At 71.5% G+C, this 13,759-nt stretch carries 17 protein-coding genes; all 17 read left to right on the plus strand.

Features of this window, described 5'->3' with window-relative positions; translation table 11 throughout:
• The first annotated feature begins 536 nt into the window (after window positions 1-536).
• The 17 genes from ACIP4Y_RS30130 to ACIP4Y_RS30210 all read left to right on the plus strand — a co-directional run bounded on the left by ACIP4Y_RS30130 (window position 537) and on the right by ACIP4Y_RS30210 (window position 13,537).
• Window positions 537-1,133 carry a hypothetical protein gene (locus ACIP4Y_RS30130; protein ID WP_358636355.1) on the plus strand — a complete coding sequence of 199 codons (597 nt, stop codon included), beginning with the start codon at window positions 537-539 and terminating at the stop codon, window positions 1,131-1,133.
• 297 nt (window positions 1,134-1,430) lie between these two features.
• Complete coding sequence (rpsP, locus tag ACIP4Y_RS30135) at window positions 1,431-1,850, plus strand: 30S ribosomal protein S16 (RefSeq protein WP_358636357.1); 420 nt, start codon at window positions 1,431-1,433, stop codon at window positions 1,848-1,850.
• A 5-nt stretch (window positions 1,851-1,855) separates the two neighbouring features.
• Window positions 1,856-2,095, plus strand: coding sequence for an RNA-binding protein (locus ACIP4Y_RS30140; RefSeq protein WP_003973401.1), 240 nt, complete (start codon window positions 1,856-1,858; stop codon window positions 2,093-2,095).
• A gap of 103 nt (window positions 2,096-2,198) precedes the next feature.
• Window positions 2,199-2,744 (plus strand): ribosome maturation factor RimM, encoded by a 546-nt coding sequence (gene rimM, locus ACIP4Y_RS30145; protein WP_401398840.1) that lies wholly within the window; start codon window positions 2,199-2,201, stop codon window positions 2,742-2,744.
• Entirely contained in the window at window positions 2,741-3,574 is an 834-nt protein-coding gene (gene trmD / locus ACIP4Y_RS30150) for a tRNA (guanosine(37)-N1)-methyltransferase TrmD (protein ID WP_401398841.1), read from the plus strand. Before rimM ends, trmD begins: the two co-directional genes overlap by 4 nt.
• A 136-nt stretch (window positions 3,575-3,710) precedes the next feature.
• Window positions 3,711-4,061 carry a 50S ribosomal protein L19 gene (gene rplS, locus ACIP4Y_RS30155; protein ID WP_128380949.1) on the plus strand — a complete coding sequence of 117 codons (351 nt, stop codon included), beginning with the start codon at window positions 3,711-3,713 and terminating at the stop codon, window positions 4,059-4,061.
• Between the two features lie 45 nt (window positions 4,062-4,106).
• On the plus strand, window positions 4,107-4,808 hold the full coding sequence (lepB, locus tag ACIP4Y_RS30160) for a signal peptidase I (protein WP_401398842.1): 702 nt from the start codon (window positions 4,107-4,109) through the stop codon (window positions 4,806-4,808).
• Window positions 4,801-5,892, plus strand: coding sequence for a signal peptidase I (gene lepB, locus ACIP4Y_RS30165; RefSeq protein WP_401398843.1), 1,092 nt, complete (start codon window positions 4,801-4,803; stop codon window positions 5,890-5,892). Before lepB (ACIP4Y_RS30160) ends, lepB (ACIP4Y_RS30165) begins: the two co-directional genes overlap by 8 nt.
• Window positions 5,780-6,763 (plus strand): signal peptidase I, encoded by a 984-nt coding sequence (gene lepB, locus ACIP4Y_RS30170; protein ID WP_401398844.1) that lies wholly within the window; start codon window positions 5,780-5,782, stop codon window positions 6,761-6,763. The genes lepB (ACIP4Y_RS30165) and lepB (ACIP4Y_RS30170) overlap by 113 nt, the downstream gene beginning before the upstream one ends.
• Before the next feature lie 65 nt (window positions 6,764-6,828).
• On the plus strand, window positions 6,829-7,611 hold the full coding sequence (gene lepB / locus ACIP4Y_RS30175; RefSeq protein WP_401398845.1) for a signal peptidase I: 783 nt from the start codon (window positions 6,829-6,831) through the stop codon (window positions 7,609-7,611).
• Window positions 7,601-8,131, plus strand: coding sequence for an NUDIX hydrolase (locus ACIP4Y_RS30180; protein ID WP_401398846.1), 531 nt, complete (start codon window positions 7,601-7,603; stop codon window positions 8,129-8,131). The genes lepB (ACIP4Y_RS30175) and ACIP4Y_RS30180 overlap by 11 nt, the downstream gene beginning before the upstream one ends.
• A 56-nt stretch (window positions 8,132-8,187) precedes the next feature.
• Window positions 8,188-8,496 (plus strand): DUF2469 domain-containing protein, encoded by a 309-nt coding sequence (locus ACIP4Y_RS30185; RefSeq protein ID WP_014675276.1) that lies wholly within the window; start codon window positions 8,188-8,190, stop codon window positions 8,494-8,496.
• 107 nt (window positions 8,497-8,603) lie between these two features.
• Entirely contained in the window at window positions 8,604-8,966 is a 363-nt protein-coding gene (locus ACIP4Y_RS30190; RefSeq protein ID WP_358636373.1) for a YraN family protein, read from the plus strand.
• Window positions 8,967-10,592: a YifB family Mg chelatase-like AAA ATPase gene (locus tag ACIP4Y_RS30195; RefSeq protein WP_401398847.1), complete on the plus strand. Its 1,626-nt coding sequence runs from the start codon at window positions 8,967-8,969 to the stop codon at window positions 10,590-10,592. It abuts the gene before it with no gap.
• Entirely contained in the window at window positions 10,589-11,749 is a 1,161-nt protein-coding gene (gene dprA / locus ACIP4Y_RS30200; RefSeq protein WP_401398848.1) for a DNA-processing protein DprA, read from the plus strand. Before ACIP4Y_RS30195 ends, dprA begins: the two co-directional genes overlap by 4 nt.
• Window positions 11,750-12,072: 323 nt before the next feature.
• On the plus strand, window positions 12,073-12,915 hold the full coding sequence (whiG, locus tag ACIP4Y_RS30205; RefSeq protein ID WP_358636379.1) for an RNA polymerase sigma factor WhiG: 843 nt from the start codon (window positions 12,073-12,075) through the stop codon (window positions 12,913-12,915).
• A gap of 64 nt (window positions 12,916-12,979) precedes the next feature.
• Window positions 12,980-13,537, plus strand: coding sequence for a helix-turn-helix domain-containing protein (locus ACIP4Y_RS30210; RefSeq protein WP_358636443.1), 558 nt, complete (start codon window positions 12,980-12,982; stop codon window positions 13,535-13,537).
• Window positions 13,538-13,759 lie beyond the last annotated feature (222 nt).

Genomic DNA, 13,759 nt, shown 5'->3' on the forward strand with positions numbered 1-13,759 from the left:
TGCGCCCCAATCCGCCGACAGTTCGCCGCTGCGCCCGGTTGCGTGGCCCCCGTGCCGTGCGCGCACTTCCCACGTATGCCAGGTAACTCCCGGCTCGCGGTGCCGTCCAGGGGTCGTGGGGCCCGGCTTGGGGTGCGGACGCGGGTGTGGCGAGATTTCACATCCCGGCAACCTGGACGGCCCCGCGGCGTCCGCTCCGCAGCAGGGGCCGGGGAGGGGCCGGGGACGGGCCGGTGACCGGGAGTGGGGGCACACCGGGTAACGTCACGGGCGCCGCGGACGCTGTCCAGGATGAGGACCGGTGCAGGAAGCGGCCGAAACACCTCTTGCGCAGCAGCCGGCCGTCGTCGCACGGGGGCTCCCGGGCGGTGCGTAGCGCGGACTACGCACCAGCTTGGTATGAGCTGTGACGCTTCTCCGCAGATCAGCGCACCCGCCCTCGTCACGACGCATCAGCGGCAACTGACGGGTACGTGCAAATTATTTGGGATGCCCCGGAATAGGAACACAGCGGCACCCCCGCTCGTTGTCATTACGTGAGCACGACACAGACACCACCTGTTCTCGCCGCAGAGCTGGCGCAGGCGTGGGCCGACATTCAGCGGTACCACCCCGAGCTGCCGGACCTTGCCGCGCCAGAATCCCTGATCGGGGAGTCGTCGTCCGCGTGCGGTCACGAACTCTCCTTCGAGCGGCTCCTTCACGAGGCAGTCCACGGCATCGCCGCCGCCCGCGGTATCCGTGACACCTCCCGGGCGGGCCGCTACCACAACCGTCGTTTCCTCGCGATCGCCGAGGAGCTGGGCCTGGACCACCCCGAGGAGCCGCACCCCAGCAGCGGTTTCTCGCTGGTCACGCTCAACGCCGAGGCGAAGCGGCGCTACCGCCCGACCATCGACCGGCTGCAGCGCGCGCTGAAGGCCCACACCGCGGCCACCTCGGCCGACACCACCCGCACCTTCCGCGGCCCGGCCGCCCGGCACGGCTCGTCCGGCGGCGGTGTCCGGGTCAAGGCGGTGTGCGACTGCGGGCGCAACGTCCGGGTGGTGCCCTCGGTCCTGGCCCAGGCCCCCATCGTCTGCGGCGGCTGCGGCAAGCCGTTCCGGATCCCGGAGGTCGTGGGAGCGGCATAGGCCCACGGCTGCTCGTGGCAGCCGTGAGCCGCGGCCGGTACCCCTACCGCACCGGGCGGCGCACCCGACGTGCCCTCACCTCCACGCCGGGTGCCGCTCCGGCCTGCCCGAATCCGGCTCACCCACCCTCGGCCCGAAGCGGCCCGCGGGGTGTGGCAGAATGGCTAGCTGTACTCGACAGCCGCACAGGACCCCTCTCTCCTCCGGCTGACGCGTCCATCGGGCACTCGGGTACCGCAACCCCACGCGGCAATCTCGCCGTGCCCAACCACGTCAAATCCAGGAGAACCCACTCCCGTGGCAGTCAAGATCAAGCTGAAGCGTCTGGGCAAGATCCGTTCGCCTCACTACCGCATCGTCGTCGCCGACTCCCGTACCCGCCGTGACGGCCGGGCCATCGAGGAGATCGGCAAGTACCACCCGACCTACAACCCGTCGGTCATCGAGGTGGACGCCGAGCGTGTGGCGTACTGGCTCGGTGTCGGCGCCCAGCCGACCGAGCCCGTGCTCGCCATCCTGAAGAAGACCGGCGACTGGCAGAAGTTCAAGGGCGAGCCGGCTCCCGCGCCGCTCCTCGTCGCCGAGCCGAAGCCGGCCCGTCCGTCGTTCGAGGCGTTCACCGGTGAGGACGAGGGCAAGGGTGAGGCGATCACCCAGAAGAAGAAGGCTGAGAAGAAGGACGAGGCGGCTGCCGAGTCCGAGTCGACCGAGGCCTGAGCAGCATGCTCGAAGAGGCGCTTGAGCACCTCGTGAAGGGCATCGTCGACAACCCTGACGATGTGCAGGTCGCCTCGCGCAACCTGCGCCGCGGGCGCGTGCTCGAGGTCCGGGTGCATCCGGACGACCTCGGCAAGGTGATCGGCCGCAACGGCCGCACCGCGCGCGCCCTGCGCACCGTCGTGGGCGCCATCGGCGGTCGCGGTGTCCGCGTCGACCTGGTCGACGTGGACCACGTCCGCTGACGCTTCATCGCAACCGGCTCGGGCCGGGGAGGGCCACTGGCCGTCCCCGGCCCGCAGTCGTATGAGCAGGACGCGAGCAGCAGATGACAGGAGAATTGGACACGTGCAGTTGGTAGTCGCACGGATCGGCCGTGCCCATGGCATCAAGGGCGAGGTCACCGTCGAGGTACGTACCGACGAGCCGGAGCTCCGGCTCGCGCCCGGCGCCGTACTCGCCACGGACCCCGCCTCCGCGGGACCGCTGACCATCGAGACGGGACGCGTCCACAGCGGTCGCCTCCTGCTGCGCTTCGAGGGCGTCACCGACCGCAACGCCGCCGAGGCGCTGCGCAACACCCTGCTGATCGCCGAGGTGGACCCGGAGGAGCTGCCGGAGGGCGAGGACGAGTTCTACGACCACCAGCTGATCGACCTCGACGTGGTCACCGAGGACGGCACGGAGGTCGGCCGGATCACCGAGATCTCGCACCTGCCCACGCAGGACCTGTTCATCGTGGAGCGCCCGGACGGCAGCGAGGTGATGATCCCCTTCGTGGAGGAGATCGTCACCGAGATCGACCTCGAGGAACAGAAGGCGGTCATCGCCCCGCCGCCGGGTCTGATCGACGACCGCGCGGAGATCGCCTCGCCGGGGGACGACAGCGCATGAGGCTCGACGTCGTCACGATCTTCCCGGAGTACCTGGAGCCCCTGAACGTCTCCCTCGTCGGCAAGGCACGCGCGCGCGGGCAGTTGAACGTCCATGTGCACGACCTGCGGAACTGGACGTACGACCGGCACAACACGGTCGACGACACGCCCTACGGCGGCGGCCCCGGCATGGTCATGAAGACCGACCCCTGGGGCGACGCCCTGGACAGGGTCCTCGCCGACGGCTACGAGACCGGCGCCCAGGCCCCCGCGCTCGTCGTCCCCACCCCGAGCGGCCGGCCCTTCACCCAGGAACTGGCCGTCGAGATGTCCGAGCGGCCCTGGCTGATCTTCACGCCGGCCCGCTACGAGGGCATCGACCGGCGCGTGACGGACGAGTACGCGACCCGGATGCCGGTCTACGAGGTCTCCATCGGCGACTACGTGCTCGCCGGCGGCGAGGCGGCGGTACTCGTGATCACGGAGGCCGTCGCCCGGCTGCTGCCCGGGGTCCTCGGCAACGCCGAGTCCCACCGCGACGACTCCTTCGCGCCGGGCGCGATGGCCAACCTCCTCGAAGGCCCCGTCTACACCAAGCCGCCCGTCTGGCGCGGCCGGGACATCCCCGAGGTGCTGTTGAGCGGCCACCACGGCAAGATCGCCCGCTGGCGCCGCGACGAGGCGCTGAAGCGTACGACCCTCAACCGCCCCGACCTGATCGAGCGCTGCGACCCCAAGGCCTTCGACAAGAAGGACCGCGAGATGCTGTCCATCCTGGGCTGGGAACCGGACCCGGACGGGGAGCAGAACGGCCGATTTTGGCGGCGGGCCAAGGGCATGGAAGAATAGACCGCTGTTGTGCGCCCGTCCGGCGTGCGCCCCTGCCACAGGGGGACACGACGCCCGCCCCGACCCGCACGGCAGACCTCTTGGAACCCCTAGTTTCCGTTGATGACCTGTGGCATCAGCGAGGAAAGCAGACGAAATGTCTCACCTGCTCGACTCCGTCGACTCCGCGTCGCTGCGCAGCGACGTCCCGGCCTTCCGTCCGGGTGACACCGTCAACGTCCACGTCCGCGTCATCGAGGGCAACCGCTCCCGTGTGCAGCAGTTCAAGGGCGTAGTGATCCGCCGCCAGGGCTCCGGTGTCCGCGAGACCTTCACGGTCCGCAAGGTCTCGTTCTCCGTCGGCGTCGAGCGCACCTTCCCGGTGCACACCCCGATCGTCGAGAAGATCGAGCTGGTCACCCGTGGTGACGTGCGCCGCGCCAAGCTGTACTACCTCCGTGACCTGCGCGGCAAGGCCGCGAAGATCAAGGAGAAGCGCGAGAACTGAGCGCTTTCCCGGGGTCACAGCGGGGCCGGATAGCATCTGGCTCCGATGGACACCGAAGCACAGCAGACGGAACGCGACCGCTCCTCCCCTCCCGGTACTCCGGGGCCGGAGGGCCGGTCGCGTTTCGCGTTGCTGTCGCGGGCCGCCGACTGGCTCCCGGGCGGAAGGATCACCCTCACCGTCTTCGCCTGCCTGGCGTTCCTGCTGCTCCTCAACGCCTTCGTGGCGCAGCCGTTCGAGATTCCGAGCGGATCCATGGAGCGGGGTTTGAGGATCGGGGACCGCGTTCTCGTAAACAAGGTCGCGTACCGTTTCGGTGCCCAGCCACGTCGTGGCGACGTGATTGTGTTCGACGGCACCGGGTATTTCGGGGACGCCGACTACATCAAGCGCGTGGTCGGTGTGGGGGGCGACCATGTGGTGTGCTGCGACAGGAACGGGAGGATCGAGGTGAACGGCCGGCCGGTCGACGAGACGGCGTTCCTCTATCCCGGGGACAGCGCCTCCGGCGTGCCCTTCGACGTCGTCGTGCCCTCGGGCCGCCTGTTCGTCCTCGGCGACCACCGCAGCGACTCCAGCGACTCCCGCGACCATCTCGGCTCGCCCGGCGGCGGCATGGTCCCCGTCGATGACGTCATCGGCCGGGCCGACTGGATCGTGTGGCCGTACCGCCACTGGACGCATCTGACCCGGCCGTCCGCCTACGCGCGCGTGCCCGCCGCCCCCGCGGGGGGCGGGCATGGGTAACCGCGGCAAACCGCGCGGCGTGCCCAGCACGCCCGCCGACAACCTGCTGCCCACCGGGTCCCGCCGCACCTCCGCGCCCGGCGGTGGCCGCACGCGCGCGGAGCGCCGCAAACTGCAGCGCAAGGTCAAGCGCAAGCGCAGACGGTCGGCCGTCCGGGAGATCCCCCTGCTGGTCGGTGTCGCCGTCCTCATCGCGCTCGTCCTGAAGACGTTCCTCGTCCAGGCGTTCGTGATCCCCTCCGGGTCCATGGAACAGACCATCCGGATCGGCGACCGGGTCCTCGTCGACAAGTTCACCCCGTGGTTCGGCTCCAAGCCGCAGCGCGGGGACGTCGTCGTCTTCCACGACCCGGGCGGCTGGCTGCAGGACGAGCAGACCACCAAGAAGAAGGACCCCGTCGTCGTCAAGCAGCTCAAGGAAGGCCTCACCTTCATCGGCCTGCTGCCGTCCGACAACGAGAAAGACCTGATCAAGCGGGTCATCGGGGTCGGCGGCGACCACGTCAAATGCTGCGACGCCCAAGGCCGCGTCACCGTCAACGGCGTACCGCTCACCGAGGGCGACTACCTGTACCCGGGGGACGTGCCGTCGACCATGCCCTTCGACATCACCGTCCCCAAGGGCCGGCTGTGGGTGATGGGCGACCACCGGGGCAACTCCGCGGACTCCCGCTCGCACCAGAACACGGCCTACGGCGGCACGGTCTCCGAGGACTCGGTGGTCGGCCGGGCCATGGTCATCGGCTGGCCCGTCGGGCACTGGACGCGCCTGGAAGAACCTAAAACCTTTGCAAGCGTCACCGACTCGGTGTCGGGAACGACCGCTGCTCCCCAGCCGTCGCATAGGGTTGCCTACGAGAATCCGAACGGAATGACCCGGCTCCCGACCCCTGCGGAACTCCCGCTCGTTATGGGAGTGGTGGGCCTGCACCGCGTGCGGGGCAGGCGGCGGCACAGAGTGAGGAGTTGGCGTGGGGGATGTGGCGGTTGGCGCACGGTCGGGACACGACGGCGAGGAGCACCGCGGGCACCCCGTGGAATCCGACGTTCCCGTACCGGGCAGCGCCATGACCTCCGGGAATGAGCAGTCCGCGGGCGACGACGGCACGCCGGACGACGAGCAGCGGCCGCGCACAGCGGGCGCGGACGAGGCGGCACGCCGGCCCAGGAAGCCGCGCTCCTTCTGGAAGGAGCTGCCGATCCTGATCGGCATCGCGCTGGTCCTGGCGCTGCTGATCAAGACGTTCCTGGTCCAGGCGTTCTCGATCCCGTCCGACTCGATGCAGAACACCCTCCAGCAGGGTGACCGGGTGCTGGTCGACAAGCTCACCCCGTGGTTCGGCTCCAAGCCCGAGCGCGGCGAGGTCGTCGTCTTCCACGACCCGGACAACTGGCTGGCGGGCGAGCCGACGCCGACCCCGAACCCGGCGCAGAAGGTCCTCAGCTGGATCGGCCTGATGCCGTCGGCGGAGGAGAAGGACCTGATCAAGCGGGTGGTCGGAGTCGGCGGCGACACGATCGAGTGCAAGGGCAGCGGCCCGCTGAAGGTCAACGGAAAGGCGCTGAACGAGCCGTACGTCTACCCCGGCAACACGCCGTGCAGCGTGGACGACCAGGGTGGCCAGTTCAAGGTGAAGGTCCCCAAGGGCTACATCTGGGTGATGGGCGACCACCGCCAGAACTCCCGTGACTCCCGGTACAACCAGTCCGACAAGAACCACGGCATGGTCCCCGTCGACAAGGTCGTCGGCCGCGCCATCGTCAAGGCCTGGCCGATCAACCGCTGGGGCACCCTGCCGGTCCCCGACACCTTCGACCAGCCCGGCCTCGGCCGGCAGTCCTCCGCCGCCGCGTCCCTGACGGTGGCCCCGCAGGGCATCGCCGTCGCGGCGGTCCTCCCGGTGGCGCTGTGGCGGCGCCGGCGCACCGACCGGCCGGAGGCCGACAACCGCTGACAGCCCCCGGGCCGCGAAAAAGAGGGGCTGCCCCTGTTCGGTACCGCCGGGTAGGGTGCGGGTCCATGGGTGGCGAGAGCACAACGCGTACGGCCCCGCAAGGCGGCGGCACCGGCACGACACAGGTCGGCGGCCGGCTCGGGCAGCGGCTGTCCGGACTGGCGGTGGCGCTGGGTCTGGTGCTGTTCCTCGGCGGTTTCGCGTGGGGAGCGCTGGTCTACCGGCCGTACACCGTGCCCACCAGCTCCATGACGCCCACCATCGACGCCGGTGACCGGGTGCTCGCCCAGCGCGTCGACGGCAACGAGGTGCGCCGCGGTGACGTGGTCGTCTTCGAGGACAAGAGCTGGGTCACCGGCGCCAAGGTGGTCAAGCGGGTGGTCGCCGTGGGCGGTGACACCGTCTCCTGCTGCACGAACGGCAAGCTGACCGTCAACGGCAAGCAGATCGACGAGCCGTACCTGCCCGAGGGCAGCCTGGCCGAGATCAAGAACTTCGCCAAGGTGACCGTGCCCGAGGGCCGGCTCTTCCTGCTCGGCGACGAACGCCAGGGCTCCCTGGACTCCACCGCCCACCTCACCGACGCGGCCCGGGGCACCGTCGCGCGCACCGCCGTGTCCGCCCGCGTGGACGCCGTCGTCTGGCCCTGGAAGGGCATGCTCGAGCGCCCCACCGGCTTCGAGACGCTCGGCGCCCTCTCCCGGCCCGGTCCGCTGCGCACGATCGAGCTGCTGGTCGTGGCCGGCGCGGTCCTGGTCCTCGGCGGCGGCGCCTACGGCCCGATCGCCGGGCGCCTGCGCCGCTCCCGCTCCCGCACCGCCCGCCCGGAGACGGCCGGTGCCCGCTGACACCACGCGGCCGGCGGGGGAGGCGTACGACGCCGAGGGCGGGCTGCGCAAGGTGGCCCGGGTGGTGCTTCTCGACCCCGGGGACCGCATCCTGCTCCTGCACGGCCACGAGCCGGGCGATCCGGCCGACGACTGGTGGTTCACGCCCGGCGGCGGCCTGGAGGGCGCCGAGACGCGCGAGGAGGCCGCACTGCGGGAACTCGCCGAGGAGACCGGCATCACCGGCGTCGAACTGGGCCCCGTGCTCTGGCGGCGGCGGTGCTCGTTCCCGTTCGCGGGCCGCCGCTGGGACCAGGACGAGTGGTACTACCTGGCCCGTACGACCCAGACGGTGACCGCGGCGACGGGGCTGACGGAGCTGGAGCGGCGCAGCGTCGCCGGAGCGCGCTGGTGGACGTGTCAGGAACTGACCCGGGCACATGAGACGGTGTATCCGACCAGACTCGCCGAGCTGCTGCGCACGCTGCTCGTCGAAGGTCCCCCGGCCACGCCCGTGACCCTCGACACGGAAATCGTCTGAGGGTTCCCGGGACTGGCGCACAATGGGGGGATCGCACGGCTGAAGGGGAACATGCCATGAGCGCCGAGGACCTCGAAAAGTACGAGACCGAGATGGAGCTGAAGCTCTACCGGGAGTACCGAGATGTCGTCGGTCTGTTCAAATACGTGATCGAGACCGAGCGACGGTTCTACCTCACCAACGACTACGAGATGCAGGTGCACTCGGTGCAAGGAGAGGTGTTCTTCGAGGTCACCATGGCCGATGCCTGGGTCTGGGACATGTACCGGCCGGCTCGCTTCGTCAAGCAGGTCCGAGTACTCACGTTCAAGGACGTGAACATCGAAGAGCTGAACAAGAGTGACCTGGAGCTGCCGGGCGGGTGATGCCCGCTCCCCCGGGTGAGGGAGTTTTCCACAACCGCCGAGTAGTCCACCAAGATCAACATCTGGGGACGGGATGCGTGACGGTTGGCGCCTGAGGAGGTGCCGACATGAACGCACGAGAAGCAATCGGCAAGTACGGCGAGGATCTGGCCGCCCGGCGGCTCGCCGAGGCCGGCATGACGATCCTGGAGCGCAACTGGCGCTGCGGACGGTCCGGCGAGATCGACATCGTGGCACGGGACGGGGACGCGCTCGTCGTCTGCGAGGTGAAGACCCGCACGGGCGGGGACTACGAGCACCCGATGGCCGCGGTGACCCCCGAGAAGGCGGCCCGGCTCCGCGAACTGGCCGCGCACTGGATCCAGGCCCACGGAGGAGCCCCGCCGGGCGGCGTCCGCATCGACCTCGTCGGCGTCCTCCTGCCCCGCCGCGGTGCCCCGTCCGTCGAGCACGCGCGGGGGGTGGCCTGAATGGCATTCGCCCGTACGTGCTCCGTGGCCCTGGTCGGCGTCGAGGGCGTGGTCGTCGAGGTCCAGGCCGACCTCGAACCCGGCGTCGCCGCGTTCACCCTGGTGGGCCTCCCGGACAAGAGCCTGACGGAAAGCCGCGACCGGGTGCGGGCGGCGGTGGTGAACTCGGGCGGCGAGTGGCCGCAGAAGAAGCTCACCGTCGGACTCAGCCCGGCCTCGGTCCCCAAGGCCGGCTCGGGCTTCGACCTCGCCGTCGCCTGCGCGGTGCTCGGTGCCGCCGAGCGGATCGACCCCCGGGTCCTCGCCGACATCGTCATGATCGGGGAGCTGGGCCTGGACGGCCGGGTGCGCCCCGTCCGGGGCATCCTGCCGGCCGTCCTCGCGGCGGCCGACGCGGGATACGAGCAGGTGGTCGTGCCCGAGTGCGCCGCCGCCGAGGCCGCGCTGGTCCCCGGTGTGTCCGTGCTCGGTGTGCGCAGTCTCCGGCAGCTCATCGCGGTCCTGACCGAGGAGCCCGTCCCCGAGGAGGCACCGGACGAGCAGGGACGGCCCGATCCCCTCCTGGCCGGGCTGCGGGTACCGGGCACGGGCGCCGCCACCGGCATGCACAGCATCGGCGCCGCACAGCACGACCACGATCACGACCTGGCGGACGTCGTGGGACAGACCTCCGCCCGTACGGCTGTGGAGGTGGCCGCGGCCGGCGGGCACCACCTGTTCCTGGAGGGACCGCCCGGCGCGGGCAAGACCATGCTCGCCGAGCGCCTGCCCGCCGTCCTCCCGCGGCTCACCCGGGAGGACTCGCTGGAAGTCACGGCCGTGCACTCGGTCGCCGGACTGCTGCCCCCGGGCAAGCCGCTCATCGATATCGCGCCCTACTGCGCCCCGCACCACTCGGCCACGATGCAGTCACTCGTCGGCGGCGGCCCGGGCATCGCCCGGCCCGGGGCGGTGTCCCTCGCCCACCGCGGTGTGCTGTTCCTGGACGAGGCACCCGAGTTCCACGGCCAGACCCTGGACGCGCTGCGGCAGCCGCTGGAGTCGGGGCACGTCGTCATCGCGCGCAGCGCCGGCGTGGTCCGGTTCCCGGCCCGGTTCCTGATGGTCCTGGCCGCCAACCCCTGTCCCTGCGGACGGTTCTCCCTGCGCGACTCCCTGTGCGAGTGTCCTCCGTCGGCGATCCGCCGGTACCAGTCCCGGCTGTCCGGACCGCTGCTGGACCGGGTCGACCTGCGCGTCGAGGTCGATCCGGTCACCCGCGCCCAGCTCACCGAGCCCGGTGCCCGCGGAGAGTCCACGGCGACCGTGGCCGACCGGGTACGGCAGGCCCGTGAGCGGGCGGCGGCCCGTCTCGCCGGCACCCCGTGGCGCACCAACAGCGAGGTGCCGGGCCGTGAACTGCGCAGCCGGTACCACGCCGTCGCCGGGGCGATGGACGAGGCCGAACGCAACCTGGAACGGGGCGTGCTCACCGCCCGCGGCATCGACCGCGTCCTGCGCGTCGCCTGGACGGTCGCCGACCTCGTCGGACACGACCGCCCGGACGCGACCGACGTCGCCCTGGCCCTGCACCTGCGCACCGGTGTCCCCCGGGGGGTGCCGATGGCCATCGGAGCCCTGACATGACGAGTGCGGCGGATCCCGGCGCCGAGCGGCTCGGGCGGGTGTTTCTCGGGCGGGTGATCGAGCCGGGGGACGAGGCCGGGGGGCGCTGGGTGCGGCAGTTCGGGGTGCGGGAGGTGGTGCGGCGGCTGCGGTGCGGTGGGGACGCGTTGCCGGGGGTGAGCGCAACCCGGTGGGCGGGACTGGTCGCGCGGGCCCGGCGGGCCGAGCCGGAGCGGGACCTGGAGGTGGCCCGGGCCGCCGGGGCGCGGTTCGTGTGTCCGGGGGACGGAGAGTGGCCCGGACAGCTGGACGACCTGGGGGACGGGCGGCCCCTCGGACTGTGGGTGCGCGGCCGGCCGCACCTGCGGATGTGGGCGCTGCACTCCGTGGCCGTCGTGGGCGCCCGCGCCTGCACCGAGTACGGCACCCACGCGGCGGCCACCCTCGCTTCCGGCCTCGCCGAACGCGGCTGGGTCGTCGTGTCGGGCGGCGCCTACGGGATCGACGGGGCCGCCCACCGCGGTGCCCTCGCCGCCCGCGGCGCCACCGTCGCCGTCCTGGCCTGCGGCGTCGACCAGCCCTACCCCCGCGGCCACGCCGCCCTGATCGGCCGGATCGCCGACCAGGGGCTGGTGGTGGGCGAGCTGCCGCCGGGCGACCACCCCACCCCCAGCCGGTTCATCCTCCGCAACCGGGTCATCGCCGCGCTGACCAGGGGCACCGTCGTCGTGGAGGCGGCCTGCCGCAGCGGCTCGCTGTCCACCGCGCGGGCCGCCCAGCGCCTCGGCCGGTTCACCATGGGCGTGCCCGGCCCGGTCACCAGCGCCCTCTCCGCCGGCGTGCACGAACTGCTGCGCGGGGAGGCCACCCTGGTCACCGACGCCACGGAGGTCATCGAACTCGTGGGCGAGATGGGTGATCTGGCGCCGCCCCGGCGGGGCCCCGTCCTCCCGCGTGACCTGCTGGAACCGGCCGCACGAACCGTCCTCGCCGCCCTGCCCGGCAACCGCCCCGCACCCGCCGACGACATCGCGCTCGGCGCGCGCACCACACGCGACGAGGCGATCGCGAGACTGTACGAACTCCGAGCACTTGGTTACGTCGAACGACACGGCGATGGCTGGAAGTTGACACGCCAAGCGATGATCTCGGTCAGGGGCGGCCGACCGCCACGCTGACCCACGGTGTTCGGCCGTCCGGGGGAACCCCCGACGCCCTTGGCGTTTCCCGGAGTTGGTGCCCGCGGCCGGTCACGCAGAGCGAGCCGTGGCCCGCGGTCACCCTCCCGACGCGAGAGCCCCGCGCACGGGTGGTGCCGCATTGTTCGCACACCGCGACTCCTCAGTCACGCTACGCTCACAAAGGTAGGGGCGCAGATCGCGCCAACCCGGCATCAGACAGTCACCTCACCCAGGCAGCCCACTTCCCCGCACGATCCCCCACTCCCACCCACTCGGCAGCACTTCACAGCACTTCACGGCAGAACGGCACAAGGCGACGAATGCCCCAGCACACCTCCGGGTCCGACAGGGCGGCGATCCCCCCAGCCGCCCGCGACGGTGGCAGCGTGCGACCGCCCGCACCCTCGACGCTCGACGAGCTGTGGCGGTCGTACAAGGCGACAGGGGACGAGCGGCTGCGTGAGCAGCTGATCCTGCACTACTCGCCGCTGGTCAAGTACGTGGCGGGCCGGGTGAGCGTCGGGTTGCCGCCCAACGTGGAGCAGGCCGACTTCGTCTCCTCCGGAGTGTTCGGGCTGATCGACGCGATCGAGAAGTTCGACATCGACCGGGAGATCAAGTTCGAGACGTACGCGATCACCCGGATCCGTGGCGCGATGATCGACGAGCTGCGGGCGCTGGACTGGATCCCCCGCTCGGTCCGGCAGAAGGCGCGGAACGTCGAGCGGGCCTACGCCACGCTGGAGGCGCGGCTGCGGCGGACGCCGACCGAGGGGGAGGTCGCCGGCGAGCTGGGCATGGAGGTCGACGAACTGCATGCCGTGTTCAGTCAGTTGTCGCTGGCCAACGTGGTCGCCCTCGAGGAGCTGCTGCACGTCGGCGGCGAGGGCGGGGACCGGCTCAGCCTGATGGACACGCTGGAGGACACCGCCGCCGACAATCCGGTGGAGGTGGCCGAGGACCGGGAACTGCGGCGCTTCCTGGCGCGGGCGATCAACACGCTGCCCGAGCGGGAGAAGACCGTGGTCACCCTGTACTACTACGAGGGGCTGACCCTCGCCGAGATCGGCAACGTGCTCGGCGTCACCGAGAGCCGGGTCAGCCAGATCCACACCAAGTCGGTGCTGCAGCTGCGGGCCAAGCTGGCGAGCTTCGGGCGCTGAGTCCTCCCCTCCGGCAGGGCTCGTCCGTACAGTGGTCGACGTGCCAAGGATTCGAGCGGCCTCCGTGGCCGAACACCGGTCGATGCAGCGAGCCGCCCTGCTGGACGCGGCTCGTTCCCTGCTGTCCGAGGGCGGGACGGACGCGCTGACCTTTCCCGCGCTGGCCGAGCGGACGGGACTGGCGCGGTCGTCCGTGTACGAGTACTTCCGCTCCCGGGCCGCCGTGGTCGAGGAGCTGTGCGAGGTCGACTTCCCGGTGTGGGCCGCGGAAGTGGCGGCGGCGATGGAGCGTGCCGGGTCGGCCGAGGGCAAGGTCGAGGCGTATGTGCGGCAGCAGCTGGCGCTGGTGGGGGACCGGCGGCACCGGGCGGTCGTGGCGATCTCGGCGAGTGAGCTGGACGCCGGGGCCCGGGAGAAGATCCGCGCGGCCCACGGGGGACTGGTCGCGATGATCGTCGAGGCTCTGGAGGAGCTGGGTCACGGGCAGCCCCGGCTGGCGGCGATGCTGCTGCAAGGGGTGGTGGACGCGGCGGTCCGCAGGATCGAACTGGGCGCCGCGGAGGATCCCGAGTCGGTGACGGACGCGGCTGTGTCCATGGCGCTGCGGGGTGTGAAGGGCTGAGCCCTGCGGGGGCGAGCGTCGTGCGCCGGCGCCCGGCGGCCCAGGCACGGCTTCGCGCGCGGCTCGGCTTTGCTCGGGCGGGGGCGCCACCGGCGTCGCGCGTCGGCTGCTACGGCGGCCGGGCCCGGGCCTGCCCGCGGTCATGAGCGTTCCCCGGAGGGACGCGGAGAGCTGCGCGGCCCGCCGCTAGGGCGTGACCGGTAGCAGTCGCGACGGTCCCCT

It is taken from the genome of Streptomyces sp. NPDC088810 (assembly GCF_044750305.1).
Classification (GTDB): domain Bacteria; phylum Actinomycetota; class Actinomycetes; order Streptomycetales; family Streptomycetaceae; genus Streptomyces.

Bases quoted from the DNA above. Each gene is read 5' to 3' on its own strand.
- ACIP4Y_RS30195 (WP_401398847.1), top strand. From the start codon at position 8,967: ATGGCATTCGCCCGTACGTGCTCCGTGGCCCTGGTCGGCGTCGAGGGC.
- ACIP4Y_RS30140 (WP_003973401.1), top strand. From the start codon at position 1,856: ATGCTCGAAGAGGCGCTTGAGCACCTCGTGAAGGGCATCGTCGACAAC.
- rplS (WP_128380949.1), top strand. From the start codon at position 3,711: ATGTCTCACCTGCTCGACTCCGTCGACTCCGCGTCGCTGCGCAGCGAC.
- dprA (WP_401398848.1), top strand. From the start codon at position 10,589: ATGACGAGTGCGGCGGATCCCGGCGCCGAGCGGCTCGGGCGGGTGTTT.
- lepB (WP_401398842.1), top strand. From the start codon at position 4,107: ATGGACACCGAAGCACAGCAGACGGAACGCGACCGCTCCTCCCCTCCC.
- trmD (WP_401398841.1), top strand. From the start codon at position 2,741: ATGAGGCTCGACGTCGTCACGATCTTCCCGGAGTACCTGGAGCCCCTG.
- lepB (WP_401398845.1), top strand. From the start codon at position 6,829: ATGGGTGGCGAGAGCACAACGCGTACGGCCCCGCAAGGCGGCGGCACC.
- ACIP4Y_RS30185 (WP_014675276.1), top strand. From the start codon at position 8,188: ATGAGCGCCGAGGACCTCGAAAAGTACGAGACCGAGATGGAGCTGAAG.
- whiG (WP_358636379.1), top strand. From the start codon at position 12,073: ATGCCCCAGCACACCTCCGGGTCCGACAGGGCGGCGATCCCCCCAGCC.
- lepB (WP_401398843.1), top strand. From the start codon at position 4,801: ATGGGTAACCGCGGCAAACCGCGCGGCGTGCCCAGCACGCCCGCCGAC.
- ACIP4Y_RS30190 (WP_358636373.1), top strand. From the start codon at position 8,604: ATGAACGCACGAGAAGCAATCGGCAAGTACGGCGAGGATCTGGCCGCC.